Origin of the sequence: Spirillospora sp. CA-108201, from assembly GCF_050936235.1 — a bacterium.
GTDB lineage: Bacteria > Actinomycetota > Actinomycetes > Streptosporangiales > Streptosporangiaceae > Spirillospora.
In genome coordinates, this window is sequence record NZ_JBNJNE010000001.1 from 6,445,418 (window position 1) to 6,461,573 (window position 16,156).

Consider the following 16,156-nt stretch of genomic DNA (forward strand, 5'->3'; position numbering starts at 1 on the left):
CATGCGGTTCGGGATCCTGGGGGAGACCCGGGCGTGGCGGGACGACGGCGGCGAGGTCGCGCTCGGCGGGCCTCGCCGGCGCGCGGTGCTGGCGACGCTGCTCGCCCGGCCGGGGGACGTCGTGCCGGTCGGACGGCTGGCGGAGGCGAACGGCGGCGGCGCGGACCACGCCCTCCACTCCCAGGTGTCGCGGCTGCGCTCGGCGCTGGGCCCCGTGATCGAGCGCACCGTCGGCGGCTACCGGATCCTGGTCCGCCCGGAGGACCTGGACGCCTGCCGTTTCGAGCGTCTGGCCGACGAGGGACGGGCCGCGCTGCGGCGCGGGGACCCGGCCCTGGCGGCGGACCTCCTGGGGGAGGCCCTCGACCTCTGGCGGGGCCCGCGCTCGCGGACCTGGAGGGCGGCGCGGGCATCCGGCTCGACGAGCGGCGCCTCGCGGCCGTCGAGGACCGGATCGAGGCGGGCCTGCGGCTCGGAGCGCACCGGGAGGCCGTCCCCGAGCTGCGCGAGCTGACCGGACGGCACCCGCTGCGAGAGCGCCTCGCCGCCCTGCTGATCACGGCCCTGCGGGAGGACGGCCGCCGGGCCGAGGCGCTCGCGGTGTTCGAGGAGACGCGCCGCCGCCTCGCCGACGAGCTGGGCGCCGACCCCTCCCCGGAACTGGCCGCCCTGCACGCGAGCCTGCTGCGCGGCGCCGCCCCGCGCCCCGTCGCACCGCCCGCGCCGCTGACGGCGCTCATCGGCCGCGACGCCGACGTCGCCGCGATCACGCAACTCCTCGCCGCGTCCCGCCTCGTGACCCTGACCGGCCCCGGCGGGGTCGGGAAGACCCGGCTGGCCGTCGAGGTCGCGGGCCGCGCGGCGGGGGAGGTGTGCTTCGCCGGGCTGGCGCCCCTGCGCGACGGGGCCGTCCTGCCGCAGGCCCTCCTCGCCGCGCTCGGCCTGCGGGAGAGCAGGCTGGGCGGTTCGGCGGCCGAGCGGCTCACGGCCGCGCTGTCCGGGCGGCGCCTCCTGCTCGTCCTCGACAACTGCGAGCATCTCGTCGGCGAGGCCGCCGCCCGGCTGTTCACCGCCAGGGCGACCGCCGCGCGGCGCGACGCACCGCCCGGCCCCGGCGCCGTCCGGCGGATCTGCGACGCCCTCGACAACCTCCCCCTCGCGATCGAGCTGGCCGCCGCACGGCTGCGCACCCTGGACGCCGCCGACCTCGCCTCCCGGCTGGACGACCGGCTCGGCATCCCCACCCGGGGCGACCGCACCGCGGACGAACGGCACCGCACCCTGCGCGCCGTCGTCGCGTGGAGCTGGGAGCTGCTGGACGCCGACGAGCGCCGGGCCGCCGAACGCTTCACCGTCTTCGCGGGCGGCGCCACGGTCGCCTCCGCGCGCCGCCTCTGCGGTTCCGATGCGCTGGAGTCGCTCGTGGACAAGTCCCTGCTGGAGCTGTCCGGCGGCCGGTACCGGATGCTGGAGACGGTCCGCGCGTACGGGGCCGAGCGCCTGGCCGCGTCGGACGAGGTGCACGCGGTCCACGCGCAGCACTACCTGGCGCTGGCGCAGCGCGCCGATCCGCACCTGAGACGGGCCGAGCAACTGCGATGGCTGCCCGTCCTCGCCGCCGAGCACGACAACCTGCTGGCCGCCCTGGGATGGGCGGTCGAGTCACGCGACATCGGAACCGGTCTCCGGCTGATCGCCGCCATGGCCGACTACCTGTGGATCCGAGGCCTGGCCGGCTCGGTGGCGACTCGGGCGGCGTCCCTCCTCGACCTGATCGGGGAGGCCCCACCCGACGGGCTCGCCGAAGAGTACGTGGCGTGCGTGCTCCTGGCCGACACGTGGCAGCACCACCGCGCCACGGCCGAAGCGCTGCTGCCGCGGACACCGCGCCGCTACCCGTTCGTCCCGTTCCAGTGGCTCATGCGGAACGTGAACGGCCCGGGAGCAAGGGCCGCGTACGCGCACGTCGCCGCCGACCGCGACGGCCCGGACCCCTGGGCCCGCGCCGCCGCCCGGTTCGTCGCGGGCTTCCCCGCTCTGGCCGACGGCGGCGAGGCGTCGGCCGAAGGGGAGTTCGGCGCGTCCCTCCAGGGATTCCGCGCGGTCGGCGACCGCTGGGGCGCCGCCCTGGCCCTCGACGCGCTCGCCGGACTGGCACACCGCCGGGGCGACCACGCGCGCGCGATCGAGTTGACGGACGAGGCGCTCGCCCTCACCGAGCGGCTCGGCGCCCTGGAGGACAGCGCCGACCTGCTCGTCAACCGGGGCGACTACCGCGTCCGCGCCGACGCCCCCGCCGCCCGTGCCGACTACGAACGCGCGGCCGGGCTCGCCGCCCGCGCGGGCAGCCCCACCTACCTGGCGGCGGCCCTGCGCGGCCTCGGAGACATCGCGTTCCGCGCCGGGGACCACGCCGAGGCGGAGCGGCTGTACGGCGACGCCCTCGGCCGCTTCGACCCGCACTGGGTGAAGAGCGTCGGGAACCGGGTCGGCGCGCTGATCGGCCTCGGCCGGGTCGCCGCCGCGCGCGGCGACCACGAGACGGCGAGGACGCACCACCGGAACGCCGTCGAGTCGGCGGCCCTGGCGGGCGCCTTCCCCGAGGCCGCCCGAGGCGTCGTAGCCCTGGCCGCCCTCCCCGCCGGAGACCCCGCGGAGCCGGCCCGCCTCCGAGCCGCCGCCGCGGCCCTGCGGGACGCCTCCTCAGAACCGGGCAGGCTTGACGCCCTCCGCCTGGCCGGCCTCCCCGAACGGGTGATCACAGCGGTGAGCGCGCGGTGAGCGTCCGGTGAGCGCGCCCCGCCACGCTCGTCCGCATGAACATCCTGATCTCCGGCGCGTCCATCGCCGGGCCCGCGCTCGCGTACTGGCTGACCCGCCACGGCTTCACGACCACCGTCGTGGAGAAGGCGCCGAGCCTGCGGGACGGCGGGCACGCGGTCGACTTCCGCGGTGAGGCCCACCTGACCGTCCTGCGCCGGATGGGTCTCCTGGACGAGATCGAGCGGGCCCGCACCGGCATGGGCGCGATGGCGTACGTGAACGCTGACGGCAAGGTGCGGGCGCGGATGCCCGCCGACCTGTTCGCCGGGGACGTGGAGATCCTCCGCGGCGACCTGGCCCGCATCCTCCACGACGCCACCGAGGAGAGCACCGAGTACGTCTTCGGAGACTCCATCGCGTCCCTCGCCGAGGACGGCGACGGCGTGCAGGTCGCCTTCGAACGCTCCGCACCGCGCCGGTTCGACCTCGTCGTCGGCGCCGACGGGCTGCACTCCACCGTCCGCCGCCTGGCGTTCGGCCCCGAGGAGCGGTTCGTCCGGCACCTCGGCGTCCACTGCGCGATCTTCACGACCCCCAACCACCTGGGCCTCGACCACACCGCGCACGCCTTCCGCACCGGCGGCAGGCTCGTCGCGGTGTACAGCGCGCGGCACAACACCGAGGCCAGGGCCGTCTTCTACTTCGGCTCCCCGCCGCTCGACCTCGACCGCCACGACACGGCGGGACAGCAGAAGATCCTCGCCGAACGGTTCGCCGGCAACGGCTGGGAGAGCGACCGGCTGCTCGCCGAGATGCCGCACGCCCGGGACTTCTACTTCGACTCGGTCGGCCAGGTCCGCATGGACGCCTGGTCGAGCGGCCGCGTCGCGCTCCTCGGCGACGCGGCCTGGAGCCCGTCCTCCCTGTCCGGCCTGGGCACGGGCCTCGCGGTCGTCGGCGCCTACGTCCTGGCCGGGGAACTGGCCGCCGCACGGGGCGACCACCGCGTCGCCTTCCCCCGCTACGAGAGCGCCCTACGGGACTACGTCGCGAAATGCCAGAAGATGGGGGACGGCGTCGTCAAACTGATGGTCCCGAAGAACCGCGCCGCCGTGGCGCTGCTCGACCGATACTACGCCCTGATCCCTTACCTGCCCGGCAGGACGATGGTCGCCAAAATGGCCCGACGAACGGCCGAGTCAATCAGTCTCACCGACTACTGAGGCGCGGTCTCGCCACTCCCGGCAACCCGAACGCGATCCACGGTCGCAGTACCGGAGACCGGTCAGAAGAGGCCGGGCATGTAAGGGGCGCCATTCACGCGGACTCCGCGGGCCACGGCCGCCGCCCTTGCCGCACCACGCGGATGCCCGGCCTGCCCGGCCCTGCGGAAATACTCCTCGGCCCCCGCCATGTCGTCTTTGTGCTCGCGGCGTACGCCGAGGTTGAACAGGGAGTCCGGGTCGCCCGCGGCCGCCCCCTTCTCCCACCACTCATCGGCCTCTTCGCGTCGGCCCTGGGACCAGAGATGGTTGGCGAGGGCACTGAGCGCACGACCATCGCCCTTCTCGGCGGCGCGCCGCAGCCATTCCTCGGATTCCTCCGCCCGCCCCATCTCACCGAGTGCCAGGCCAAGATTGGTGATCGAATCGGTCTGCCCCGCCTCGGCCGCGATACGGAACTGCTCGGCGGCCCCTTGCACGTCCCGGCGGCGGATGAGCAGCAGCCCGAGATTGCGCCGAGCGTCGACCTCACCCGCCTCGGCCGCCTTGCGGTACCAGCGCTCGGCCTCCTGCGCCCGCCCCTGCTCCCGGAGCGCCTCCGCCTCCTGGAACTCGGCCTCTCCACTACCCGTCTCCACGCCGTCCCCTTCCGTGATCATCACGATCGGACCGCCCCGGCCCCGGAACGGTTCCCTCCGGTTCTTGACGATCTCGTCGGCCTGTCCGAAAACCCGCACCCTAATAGGTGGAGGTATTCGGAGAGGCCGCTCAAGATCATTCTCTTCGCGGCGGCATTTGCGCCCTCTCCAGAACGGCGGACGGTTTCAGCAGTGGCGAAAGGAAAAGCGTTGCCACTAAGCAAACAAGAACGGGGAAAACCATGGATCCGGCATGCGAGGTCTTGCGCATCCGAGGAAACGTTCCTCTCTACAAGGGAGGCGACGTGCGTTCCGTCATCCGAACGGATGGTGGACGTGAAGGTTGGGACGCTCTTATGGAGTGCCCCGAGCGTGCTGTCGTGCTGTGGGACCTCAACGGGGCGACCTTGGAGCTCGCCCCCCTCGAAGGAATGCCGCAGCTCGACTCCGACGTTCGTCGGTTGCTCCCCCAAGTGGGGGGACGGTACGCCGTCAACGGGATCTTGACGGGCTGGGCGTACGGCCAGGTCAGCGAAATCGGCCTGGCCGTCCCCAACTGTCATGTCTGGGGGCAGTTCGCCTGCGAGCACTGGGACTGGGAGACGCAGACCCGCCGCGAGCTGGTGCCGCCCTCGTCCGGGCTGAGTACGGCCCACGAAAAACTGCACGGGGTGGTGAAGGACCTCCGTCTGGACACCGAGTGCATATACGCCAAATCCCATTCGCTCGCCTTCCGCTTCCCGGTGGACACCGACGAGAAGGTGGTCGAGCGGCTGGCGTTCAAGCCCTCCGTGGTCATGGATGTGGGCGACGCGCCCGACAGGGTGATCATGGACGAGCTCGACCGGATGCGCCGCGAGGACGGCATCCCGACCTTCAAGGTGGGCGTCCGCAACCTGCGGGAAGGGGTCGACCTGTTCCTGCCCAGCCCGCCTCGGGGCGTCCTTCCGTTCATGCGAGCGCTGAGGGACGCTCCCGTCCGATAGCGCCGGCTCCGTAGTCGATCCGACTGCGGGACCGTCGCCCCACCCAGTGGCCCCCGGGACATCCCGGGGGCCACGTACCCACCCTCCCGGAACCCGTCGGCCCTGCCGCGTCGGGGAACGTCTCCGCGGCGATGCGGACGGCCTTCATCGGCTGCCGCGCAGGCGCAGGATGTAGGTCGCTGTGAGTGCGACGGCGCGGTCTTCGTCTTGTGACAGGTCTGCGAGGGCCCGGGACGCCGTGGTGCCCGGGATGTCCGCGAGGGCCTGGGGCAGCCGTCGACGGGCGGATGAACCAACGGTGCCTTGGGCGAGGCGGTCGATGAGCGCGGTGGCGATCTCGTCCGCCAGGGCGGGACGGCTCGCCAGGGCGGCCAGTGCGTCGGCCGCGTCGACGTCGTTCGCCTCTTCGGCGACCATGTCGATCAGTGTCGGGACGGCGTCCTCCACGCTCCGTGCTCCGAGCGCGAGAGCCGCACTCCTGCGAACCGCGATGTCAGGGCTCGTGAGGACGTCCCGCAGCAGCGCGGTCGCCCTTTCGCCCGGGATCTCGGCGATCGACTGGACGGCCCGTCTCCGCACCTCGGCGTCGGGTGAGCCGAGGCCCTCCGCCAGCGGCTCCAACGCGCTGTCGCCCGACTGCGCCAGAGCCCATCGAAGGGCTCCGGCCACGTTCGTGTCGGTCTCGCTCAGCGCCGCCTCGACCAAGGCGGCCACTGGCGTTACGGATGACAGGGCCGCGCGTTGGCGCTTCCCGGCGCTTTCCGACACCAGAGCCTGGAGGAGTGCGACGACCTGGAGGACGTCCTCCCAGCCGGCGGGCTCCGCGGCGTCGATCCGCCGGAGTCGCGTGAGCAGTTCGGTCTCGCGGGCGATGCGCTCCCGCGTCCGGCGGACGAGGTCGTCGACGAGCTCGGAGGGGGCGAAGCCGGGATCGTCGAGCGCGCGCCCGACCTCGCGCAGCGACAGCCCCAGCGACCGCAGGCTCTCGATGTGGAAGATCCGCCGGATGTCGTCGCCGGAGTACTCGCGGTAGCCGGCAGCGGTCCGGCCCGTCGGCCGCACCAGGCCGAGCGACTCGTAATGCCTGAGCATGCGGGCGCTCACCCCGGACCGTCGCGCAACATCACCGATCAGCATCGCCCGTCACTCCTCCCGGCCGGTCGTGCCGAGCACCGTCCGGGACCAGTGGCGCAGTTCGGTGGCAGCCTCGGCGCGGGTGAGGGAGCCGCGTTCCAGGTAGATCTCCTGGAGATGCCGGATCGCGGCCCCCACCATGGGGGAGGGCGGAATGTCGAGCATCTGCATCACGGCTCTGCCGTCGAGGACGACGGGGACGTCGTCACGCCTGATGTACCGGGCCCGTTCAGCGGCTGCGCGAGCGTCGGCCTCTTCCTCGGCGCGGCACGCGGCCTCCCACGCGTCGTAGTCGGCGGCGTCCAGGGCGCGAAGGCCTGCCCAGTGCCAACCCTCCATGTCGCGTTCCTGCCCGAAGCCGATCGTGTCGAAGAGGTCCAACGCGCCCGTTCTGACCGCTCCGAGGCGCGCGAGCGCGGCGTTGACCGGCCAGTCCCCGCGTGGTCCTCCACGGATCCAGGCGTACTCGGGGCCCCAGCTCTGACGGCCGTCCTCCCACAGGGCGGCGGCCTGGCCGCCGTCACCACCCCAGAAGTCCGCCTCCACGTAAGCGAGGCGGCCGCCGCGTGACCAGTCCTCCAGTCTCCTGGCGAAGGCCGGGGACATGAGGGTGAACGCCTCGCTCTGCCGTGGCGCGCCGGTCAGCTCGTCGAAGATCTCGCCGGTCACCGGTACCAGCCCCAGGCGCTGCCGAAGGGGCGCCACCACGGCCCGCGGCAGATCGTCCGACAGGGACCGGAGGCGGTCGAAGTCACCGACAACACCGCAGAGCACGTAGGACATGCCCGAACCCTAGATCGGGCAACGACACCCGACCGCCATGTTCTGCTGGGGCCGGACCAGCCCACAGCACGCCGCATTCGGCCTACACCCACTCGAATCTGGCGTCCGGGTCGCGCAGCAGGCGTTCCGTGGCGATCGCGTGCGTGCGCACGCGTGAGCCGGGGGCGGCCCGAGCGGCGCGCAGCACGGGCAGGATCACCTCACCGAGCGCGATCAGCGCCCGGCTGAGGCTCCGCTGCACCGCGCGCCCGCCGCGCCCGAGCTGCGTCGCCAGCACCGCCGCCAGCTCCGGCTCCTCACCCTCGGGCACGAGCACGACCGCGGCCCGCCAGGCGCTCCGCGCCACCTCGTCGTCGGCGTCGGTCAGGAGCTCCCGCGTGATCGCCGGCCACGCCCGCGGGTCCCCGACCTTGGACAGCGTGTGCAGCGCCTGGCTCCGGGCCTGCGCGCGCTCCGATCGGAGTTCCCCGATGAGCCCCGGAACCGCCGTGGACGCGGAATGGCAGGTCAGCGCCCACGTGAGCATGTCGCGCACGAAGAACTCGGGTTCGACCGCGCAACGCTCGATGAGCTTGCCGACGAACCTCGGGTCGGGGGCCATGCCGACCGCCATCGCCGCCCGCAGCCGCACCGAGGCGTCGGCGTTCTCCAGCGCCCGGAACGCCCGCGCGGTGTCCGTGTCCTGTCGCGGCATGGTCATCGGGACCACCTCCCCGGTCACAGTGAAGAGCCTGTCACCGTGTCAAGGTCAAGCGCGGTCACGGCACCACGGCGCAGGGCTACGGTTCGGCCTGCGGTTCTTCTCGCGCGCCACCGCCCGGTTTGAGGCGTGGGAAAGTGTGAAATAACAGAATCTGATTACTCTCGGGGGGAACTCGTGCGCACGCTGTTGAACGTCCTCTGGCTGGTCCTGGCGGGCTTCTGGATGGCGATGGGCTACGTGGTCGCCGGGGTGATCTGCTGCATCCTCATCATCACCATCCCGTTCGGCATCGCCTCGTTCCGCATCGCGGGCTTCGCGCTGTGGCCGTTCGGCCGGACGACCGTGCCCCGGCGGGACGCCGGCGCGGGCTCGCTCATCGGGAACATCATCTGGATCATCTTCGCGGGGTGGTGGCTGGCCCTCGGGCATCTCCTCACCGGCATCGCGCTCTGCATCACGATCATCGGGATCCCGTTCGGCATCGCCAACTTCAAGCTGATCCCGATCTCGCTCACCCCGCTGGGCCAGGAGATCGTCCCGTCGGACCGCGCCGGGACCTTCTGAACGGCCGCCCTTCCGAGGGCTTCACGGGCCCGGACGGGGCGGTTACCCTCTAACTGGCGTCCACGCCGGTCGTAGTGCCCTGCTCTGGGAGAGTCCCGTCCCCACGGGACTTGTTCGGCTCTCGCACCGGCTCCTCTGTCCCGCTCAGCTGAGGAGTCGTCCCCGTGAAGCGCAAGCACGCGCACTTCAAGCACAGACCCTTCCACCGCGCGGCCGGTGCCGCGCTGGCCTCGGGCGCCGCCGCGGCCGTCCTGTCGTTCGGCGCGCTGGTCGCGGCGCCGGCCCCGTCGTCGGCGCAGCCCGCGGCCGCGATCTCCTGCACGTATCCGGCGTGGGCGGAGGGCGCCTCCTACAAGGTCGGCGACAAGGTCGTCTACAGCGGCCGCGGCTACGAGGCGATCGTCGCCCACACCGCCTACCCGGGCGCCGGCTGGAACCCCGCGTCCACCGCCACGCTGTGGCGCGAGCTGGGCGCCTGCGACACGTCCGAGCCGCCGACCACGCCGCCCACGGATCCGCCCACCACCCCGCCCGGCGGGGACGGGACCTGCGCGGTGAAGCCGAGGCCCGCCGGCAAGATCCTCCAGGGCTACTGGGAGAACTGGGACGGCTCGTCCAACGGCGTGCACCCGCCCTTCGGCTGGACGCCGATCGACAACCCGGTGATCAAGCAGCACGGCTACAACGTGGTCAACGCGGCGTTCCCCGTCATCCGCTCGGACGGCACCGTCCTGTGGGAGGACGGCATGGACTCCACGGTCAAGGTCTCCACCCCCGCCCAGATGTGCGCGGCGAAGGCCGCGGGCGCGACGATCCTGATGTCGATCGGCGGCGCCGCCGCGGGCATCGACCTCAGCTCCGGCACCGTCGCCGACCGGTTCGTCCAGACGGTCGTGCCGATCCTGAAGAAGTACAACTTCGACGGGATCGACATCGACATCGAGACGGGCCTGTCGGGCAGCGGGAACATCAACCAGCTGTCGGCGTCGCAGTCCAACCTGATCCGCATCATCGACGGCGTCCTCGGCCAGATGCCGTCCGACTTCGGGCTCACGATGGCGCCGGAGACCGCGTACGTGACCGGCGGCAGCGTCACCTACGGCTCCATCTGGGGCGCCTACCTGCCGATCGTCAAGAAGTACGCGGACAACGGCCGCCTGTGGTGGCTGAACATGCAGTACTACAACGGCAGCATGTACGGCTGCTCGGGCGACTCCTACTCCGCCGGGACGGTGGAGGGCTTCGTGAAGCAGACCGAGTGCCTGAACAACGGCCTCACCGTCCAGGGCACCACCATCAAGGTCCCCTACGACAAGCAGGCCCCGGGCCTTCCCGCGCAGCCGGGCGCGGGCGGCGGCCACATGTCGCCGGGCCTCGTCGGCCAGGCGTGGAACCACTTCAACGGCCAGTTGAAGGGCCTGATGACCTGGTCCATCAACTGGGACGGGTCGAAGGGCTGGACGTTCGGCGACAACGTCCGGGGCCTTCAGGGCCGCTGACGCCCTGACCCGGGGCGGGCCCGGCGCCGTCCGCCGGACCCGCCCCGCTCGGCGCTTGACGTTGACGGCGGTGTCAAGGAGTAGCGTCGGCCGTGAAGCCGAGGAGGGGCCGATGCGCATCGGGGAACTGGCCGCGCGTGCGGGCGTGAGCACGCGCATGCTGCGCTACTACGAGCAGGAGGGGCTGCTGCCCGTGCGGCGCGCGGCCAACGGCTACCGCGAGTACGAGGAGTCCGACCTGAGGCTCGTCGAGCAGATCCGCGCGCTGCTGGACACGGGCTTCACGCTGGACGACGCGCGCCCGTTCCTCGACTGCCTGCGCGCCGGCCATGCCGACGGCGCCTCGTGCCCCGAGTCGGTCGCGGTCTACCAGCGCGCGCTCGGCGAGATCGACGCGGAGATCCGCGCGCTCATCCGGCGCCGCGCCGAGGTGGCGGGGCGGCTCGCCCGGTCCTGCGCGGGCTGCGCGCCGGGGCCTCAGGAGGTCCAGGCGGTGCCGGTCAGGCGTTCGTAGACCTCGGCGTAGCGGGCGCGGGTGGCCTCCACGACCTCGTCGGGGATGGCGGGGCCGGGCGGGGTGCGGTCCCAGTCGAGCGTGCTGCTCCAGTCGCGCACGAACTGCTTGTCGAGGGAGTGCTGCGGACGGCCGGGCACCCACTGGTCGGCGGGCCAGAACCGGGACGAGTCGGGCGTGAGCACCTCGTCGCCGAGGACGAGCGAGCCGTCGGCGGCGCGTCCGAACTCCAGCTTGGTGTCGGCGATGATGATGCCGCGCTCGGCGGCGACGGCCGCCCCGCGCCGGTAGATCTCCAGCGTGACGTCCCTGAGCCGCGCGGCGGTGTCGTCGCCGATCTCGCGGACCACGTCGTCGTAGGTGATGAACTCGTCGTGCCCCTCGGTGGCCTTGGTGGTCGGAGTGAAGATCGGCTCCGGTAGCCGGGACGCCTCGCTCAGGCCCTCCGGCAGGGCGACGCCCGAGACCGTGCCCGACTTCTGGTACTCCTGCAGGCCGAGCCCGGCGAGGTGCCCGCGGGCGATCCACTCGACGGGGAGCATGGTGAGCCGGCGGCAGCGGATGGCGCGCCCGGCCCACTCCTGCGGCACGTCGGTGGCCGACACGACGTGGTTCGGGATGATGTCGGCGAGCCGCTCGAACCACCACAGCGACAGCTGCGTGAGGATCTTCCCCTTGTCGGGGATCGGGGTCGGCAGGACGACGTCGTAGACGCTCACCCGGTCGGACGCGACGAGGATCAGCTCGTCGCCGTCCGCGTAGACGTCCCTGACCTTGCCCGAGTGGACCAACTCCATGACGCTCCCCATCTGCCCGCTGTGCCGGTAGGAGTCTTCCACAGCGCCGCCCCGCCACCTGCGGCGGCACCGGCCGCCGGGCGGCTCCGCCGGCCCTTTCCGTTGCATCGGCCGCAAGGTAGGACGAATGGGGCGGCGGCCTCCGGGTAGGGCCAGCGTGAACGCGTACAGGGAGTGTTTGCCATGGACAACCGCGTATCGCCCGAGGTGGAGCTGGCGTGGGAGGACTTCCACCGGCTCGTGAACATGACCTCCGACGAACTTCGCACCTGGTTGCTCACGGACGCGTCCGGCGAGGAGGCGTTCCCGGCCGACGGGCCCGGCCCCGGGGTGTCGGAGCTGGGGGCCCACGTGGTGGACGTGCTGCGCAAGCGGAAGGTCGACCTGACCGAAAGCGACGGGGAGGTGATGCAGGAGGTCGTCGACTTCGTGGAGGACCGCCTGGAGCACCGTCCGCCGAACGCGGAACGCGATGAGGAGTGGCGTCACGCGCTGATGAGCGTGGGGCACGACCCGCTGCGTCCCGAACCGTCCGGCGCCTAGGAGGCGAGAGCATGCGGAACCCGCCGCACCCTGGCTAGCGGCAGGTCGGAGGCCGCCCCGGAGAGAGTCCGGGGCGGCCTCCCGTCTGCCGGCCGCGCCCGACGGCTGGTCAGCACGCGGTCGTGGTGTTCGACTGGGGAGTCCGGCTTTCGACGGCGGAAGAGGGAGGAGTGGCGGGAACGTCTCGCTCGACCCCCCCGGGTGGCGGCGCAGATCATGTGCGGAATCGGCTTCATCGGCAGGCGGGCTGATCTTCGTCCGCCGGACGCGGTGCGCGGCGGGCTGCCGGTCCTCGCGGTGGCGGTGACCGCGATCCACTTCCTCATCGTCTACGGGCTCAGCGGGGTGACGGAGAGGCTGCCGCTGGAGCGGTTCCGCGGGGCCGACGTCGCGCGGATGCGGATCGTCTACCAGGACGGGCACGGCGTGCTGCGGCACGTCCTCAGCCGCGCGCCTTGCCGATGGCGTCGCGGACGCGGTCGGCGACGGCCGCGACCGGCCCGACCGCGAGGTGCTTGGCGGGCGACTCCACCCCCTGGTGGGGGTGGGTTGGGGCGACCGCCTCGGCGGCCCTGACGGCCGCGGCCATCCCGCGCATCTGCTCCGGCGTGGCCTCGCGGGCGATGCGGGGGAACTCCTCCTTCTCCTCGTGCGTCGCGTGCGCCACGAGGTCCCTGCGGAACCTGGCGAACGTCGCCTCGAAGCCGATGGTCTCGGGATCCATCTTCTCCAGGTCCGAGAGGACTCCCTTGGCCCTGTTCTCCTCCTCCAGCCGCTCGTCCACCACCTGGGAGCCGTCGCCGTCGGCGCGCCGGGCGAACGGGTGGACGACCTCCTCCTCGGCGGTCTCGTGCACGGCGAGGAGCCTGCGCAGCCGGTCGAAGGCGTCCTTGCGCACCCTGCCGTGGTTCTTCTCCACGAGCATGGCGAGGTGGCGGATCTCCTCGTGCTGCGCGAGCAGCAGATCGACGACGTTCTCCTTGGCGGCCTGGTCGGCCATGACGGGACCCCCTGTCGGTGTTCGGCGCTGTAGGAGTACGAATCGTGGCGATACCCGAGGTGAGGGCTTCAACCATCCGGGCGCCGCGCCGGGCTGAGTAGGGTGAACGCATGCTGCACGGGCGGGACGGGGAACGGGCCGCGATCGACGGACTCCTCGGCCGGGCCCGCGCCGGACGCAGCGGGGCGCTCGTGCTGCGCGGCGAGGCCGGGATCGGCAAGTCCGCCCTCCTCGACCACGCCGCCGGCGCCGCGGACGGCATGCGCGTGCTGCGCGGGACGGGCGTCGAGACCGAGAGCGGCATGCCGTACGCGGGCCTGCACCTGCTGCTCGGCCGCCACCTCGACCGGATCGGCGGCCTCCCGGACGCGCAGGCCGAGGCGCTGCGCGCGGCCCTCAACATGGGCGGCCCGGAGGCCGAGAGCGACCGGTTCCTCGTCGGGCTCGCGGTGCTGACCCTGCTGTCGGACCTGGCGGAGGAGCGTCCGCTGCTCTGCCTGGTCGACGACGCGCACTGGATGGACGGCGCGTCCGCCGAGGCGCTGCTGTTCGCGGCCCGCCGCCTGGACGCCGAGCCGATCGCGGTCGTCTTCGCGGCCCGCGACGCGGTCGCGCCGGAATGCGCCGCGCCGGAGTTCTCCGCGCCAGGGCTGCCGGAGCTGCGCCTGGGCGGCCTCGACGGCGACGCGGCGGCCGGGCTGCTGGCCGAACGCGCCCCCGACCTGCCCGGCCACGTCCGGCGGGAGATCCTCGCCGGGGCGATGGGCAACCCGCTCGCGCTGCTCGAACTGCCCGGCCGGGGCGGTCACGGGTCGGCGTACGAGCGGATCCTGCGGTCGTTCGCCGGGCGGATCGCCGCGCTGCCGGAGCCGGCGCGGCGGCTCGTCCTGCTCGTGGGCGTGGACGATCTCGGCGACGCCGGGGTGGTGGTGAGGGCCGCGGCGCGGTTCGGCGCGGCGGCCGGCGCGTCCATCGGCGACCTGGAGCCCGCCGAGCGCGCGGGACTGCTGCGCACCACGCCCGACGGGCGGCTGGAGGTGCGGCACCCGCTGATCCGCACCGCCGCCGTGCGGGAGGCGACGCTCGGCCTCCGCCTGGCCGCCCACCGGGCGCTGGCGGAGGCGTACCTGGAGCGCGGCGACGTCTGCCATCACGCCTGGCATCTGGCCCGGTCGGTGACGGAACCGGACGAACGCGTCGCGGCCGTGCTGGAGAAGACCGCCGAGACCGAGCGGAACGCGGGCGGCAACGCGGCCGTCGCCGCCATGTACGAGGCCGCTGCCGGCCTCACCCCGGACCCGGCCGAGCGCGGCCGGCGGCTGGCCGCCGCGGCGCGGGCGTCGGCCGACGCGGGACTGCCCGAGCGCGCGGTCGAGCTGGCGGCGCGGGCGGAGGCCGACCTGCCGGACCCGCTGGCGCGGGCGGAGCTGACGCTGATCCGGGCGTCCCTCGCCGACGAGCAGGACCGGGCGGGCGACGCCCACCGGCTGTTCGCCGAGACGGCGGCGTCGGTCGCGCGGCTCGATCCCCGCACGTCCGGCTACCTGTACTTCCAGGCCGCGGTCGCCGCCGCCAACGCCGGGGACTTCGCCGCGATGGACGGCATCGCCGCCGAGGGCGTGCGCCTCGGCGTCCCGAACGCGCCGCACCTGCGGGCGCTGAGCCGGGTGTTCGCCGGGCAGAACCCCCTCTCGGACGCGGACCCGGCGGACGGCGTGGCGGCGCTGCGCGAGCTGATGGAGGCGATGGTCGCCTGCTATGCGCCGCGCGAGCGGATCCGCGCGGGCATGTGGCATCTCATGGTCGGCGACGTGCGGGGCGCCGCCGAGGTCGCGGCGGCCCTGGAGCGGCGCTTCCGCGACCGGGGCGCGATCGGGCTGCTCGCGCCCGTCCTGATGCTCCGGTCCCGGACGGACCTGCTGCTCGGCAGGTACCGCGACGCGCTGACCGGCGCCACGGAGGGCGTGCGGATCGCCGCCGACACCGGCCAGCACCGCATCCGCGTCTACCTCGACACCAGCCTCGGGCAGCTCGCGGCGATCCAGGGCGACGAGGAACGCTGCCTGGAGCTGACGGAGGAGGCGCTGTCACGCGGCGTCCCGCCGAGCAACGTGCACGCCGCCGCCGCGCGCAGCCTGCTCGACCTCGGGCTGGGCCGGTACGAGCCGGCCCTGGACCGTCTCGCCGACGTCGTCGCCGGACCCTCCCGGCAAGGCGCCATCGCCGCTCTGCCCGACCTCGTCGAAGCGGCCGTCAGAGCCGGTGCCCCAGAGCGCGCGCGGGACGCCGCTGACTGGTACGGCGTTTGGGCTGCGCAGACCCAGCAACCCTGGGCCCAGGCCATCGCGGCACGCTGCGCCGCCCTCCTGACACCCGACGACCCAGACCCGCTGTACGCGAAGGCCCTCGACCTGCACCGCGAGGGCGGGACACCTTTCGAGCGGGCACGCACCGAACTGCTGTACGGCGAGTGGCTCCGCAGGTCACGCCGCAGGAACGACGCACGGGCGCGGCTGCACGCGGCGCTTGAGGCGTTCGAGCGGCTCGGCGCGGCACCATGGGCGGAACGCGCCCGAACCGAACTCCGCGCCGCCGGAGAAAGCCTCACCACCGGACGGGACGACGCGGCCTCCCGCGACGACCTGGCCGCCCGGCTCACCCCGCAGGAACTCCAGGTCACGCGTCTGGCGGCGACGGGCCTCAGCAACCGCGAGATCGGCGCGCAGCTGTTCCTCAGCCCCCGGACCGTCGGCTACCACCTCTACAAGGCCTACCCCAAGCTCGGCATCACCACGAGAGCGGCCCTGGCCCGCCTCGACCTCGGCTAGCTGTGTTTCCTAAGTCCCGGCCCACTTCGCTCGCCTGGCGGCTGTGTTTCACCAGTCCCGGCCCAGTTCGCTCGCCTGGCGGCTCGCTGCGTGACCGGGCCTGGGCGAACGCGGCATCGCTTCGCGATCTGCCCGGTTTCGCTCGCCTCCGGCTTCGCTCCACCGGGCAGGTCACGCGTTC

13 protein-coding genes and 1 pseudogene are annotated in these 16,156 nt (G+C 73.2%); 8 read left to right on the forward strand and 6 right to left on the reverse strand.

Going from position 1 to position 16,156, the window contains the following annotated elements:
* Position 1 precedes the first annotated feature (1 nt).
* Both ACQEU6_RS31115 and ACQEU6_RS31120 read left to right on the forward strand, forming a co-directional pair.
* Positions 2-2,781: pseudogene (locus ACQEU6_RS31115) on the forward strand (ATP-binding protein).
* 35 nt (positions 2,782-2,816) lie between these two features.
* Positions 2,817-3,986, forward strand: coding sequence for an FAD-dependent monooxygenase (locus ACQEU6_RS31120; protein WP_499336596.1), 1,170 nt, complete (start codon positions 2,817-2,819; stop codon positions 3,984-3,986).
* Positions 3,987-4,048: 62 nt separating this feature from the next.
* Here the strand turns inward: ACQEU6_RS31120 and ACQEU6_RS31125 are convergent, their stop codons facing one another.
* Positions 4,049-4,723, reverse strand: a complete 675-nt coding sequence (locus ACQEU6_RS31125) for a tetratricopeptide repeat protein (protein WP_499336597.1) — start codon at positions 4,721-4,723, stop codon at positions 4,049-4,051.
* Positions 4,724-5,004: 281 nt separating this feature from the next.
* Here ACQEU6_RS31125 and ACQEU6_RS31130 point away from each other — a divergent pair, with 281 nt between their 5' ends.
* Entirely contained in the window at positions 5,005-5,610 is a 606-nt protein-coding gene (locus tag ACQEU6_RS31130; RefSeq protein WP_499336598.1) for a hypothetical protein, read from the forward strand.
* A gap of 144 nt (positions 5,611-5,754) precedes the next feature.
* Here ACQEU6_RS31130 and ACQEU6_RS31135 read toward each other — a convergent pair whose 3' ends face one another.
* The 3 genes from ACQEU6_RS31135 to ACQEU6_RS31145 all read right to left on the reverse strand — a co-directional run bounded on the left by ACQEU6_RS31135 (position 5,755) and on the right by ACQEU6_RS31145 (position 8,227).
* Complete coding sequence (locus ACQEU6_RS31135) at positions 5,755-6,747, reverse strand: HEAT repeat domain-containing protein (protein ID WP_499336599.1); 993 nt, start codon at positions 6,745-6,747, stop codon at positions 5,755-5,757.
* 6 nt (positions 6,748-6,753) lie between these two features.
* On the reverse strand, positions 6,754-7,527 hold the full coding sequence (locus ACQEU6_RS31140) for a hypothetical protein (RefSeq protein ID WP_499336600.1): 774 nt from the start codon (positions 7,525-7,527) through the stop codon (positions 6,754-6,756).
* Between the two features lie 82 nt (positions 7,528-7,609).
* Entirely contained in the window at positions 7,610-8,227 is a 618-nt protein-coding gene (locus ACQEU6_RS31145; RefSeq protein ID WP_499336601.1) for a HEAT repeat domain-containing protein, read from the reverse strand.
* A gap of 177 nt (positions 8,228-8,404) precedes the next feature.
* Between ACQEU6_RS31145 and ACQEU6_RS31150 the strand changes: the two genes are divergently transcribed.
* From ACQEU6_RS31150 to ACQEU6_RS31160, 3 genes are all read left to right on the forward strand, one after another.
* Positions 8,405-8,794 carry a YccF domain-containing protein gene (locus ACQEU6_RS31150; RefSeq protein WP_499336602.1) on the forward strand — a complete coding sequence of 130 codons (390 nt, stop codon included), beginning with the start codon at positions 8,405-8,407 and terminating at the stop codon, positions 8,792-8,794.
* Between the two features lie 164 nt (positions 8,795-8,958).
* On the forward strand, positions 8,959-10,293 hold the full coding sequence (locus ACQEU6_RS31155; RefSeq protein WP_499336603.1) for a glycosyl hydrolase family 18 protein: 1,335 nt from the start codon (positions 8,959-8,961) through the stop codon (positions 10,291-10,293).
* A gap of 112 nt (positions 10,294-10,405) precedes the next feature.
* Positions 10,406-10,807 carry a MerR family transcriptional regulator gene (locus ACQEU6_RS31160; protein ID WP_499336604.1) on the forward strand — a complete coding sequence of 134 codons (402 nt, stop codon included), beginning with the start codon at positions 10,406-10,408 and terminating at the stop codon, positions 10,805-10,807.
* Here the strand turns inward: ACQEU6_RS31160 and ACQEU6_RS31165 are convergent.
* Positions 10,771-11,604 carry a phosphoribosylaminoimidazolesuccinocarboxamide synthase gene (locus ACQEU6_RS31165; RefSeq protein WP_499340393.1) on the reverse strand — a complete coding sequence of 278 codons (834 nt, stop codon included), beginning with the start codon at positions 11,602-11,604 and terminating at the stop codon, positions 10,771-10,773. The two genes, ACQEU6_RS31160 and ACQEU6_RS31165, sit on opposite strands and share 37 nt — an antisense overlap.
* 183 nt (positions 11,605-11,787) lie before the next feature.
* Between ACQEU6_RS31165 and ACQEU6_RS31170 the strand changes: the two genes are divergently transcribed.
* Positions 11,788-12,147: a DUF3140 domain-containing protein gene (locus tag ACQEU6_RS31170; protein ID WP_499336605.1), complete on the forward strand. Its 360-nt coding sequence runs from the start codon at positions 11,788-11,790 to the stop codon at positions 12,145-12,147.
* A 442-nt stretch (positions 12,148-12,589) separates the two neighbouring features.
* On the opposite strand, the gene ACQEU6_RS31175 is transcribed toward ACQEU6_RS31170, so the two are convergent.
* The gene (locus ACQEU6_RS31175) at positions 12,590-13,147 is read right to left on the reverse strand and encodes a hemerythrin domain-containing protein (protein WP_499336606.1); all 558 of its coding nucleotides are present in this window, start codon (positions 13,145-13,147) and stop codon (positions 12,590-12,592) included.
* Between the two features lie 110 nt (positions 13,148-13,257).
* On the opposite strand from ACQEU6_RS31175, the gene ACQEU6_RS31180 reads away from it, so the two are divergent.
* The gene (locus ACQEU6_RS31180) at positions 13,258-15,975 is read left to right on the forward strand and encodes a helix-turn-helix transcriptional regulator (protein WP_499336607.1); all 2,718 of its coding nucleotides are present in this window, start codon (positions 13,258-13,260) and stop codon (positions 15,973-15,975) included.
* The last annotated feature ends 181 nt before the right edge of the window (positions 15,976-16,156 follow it).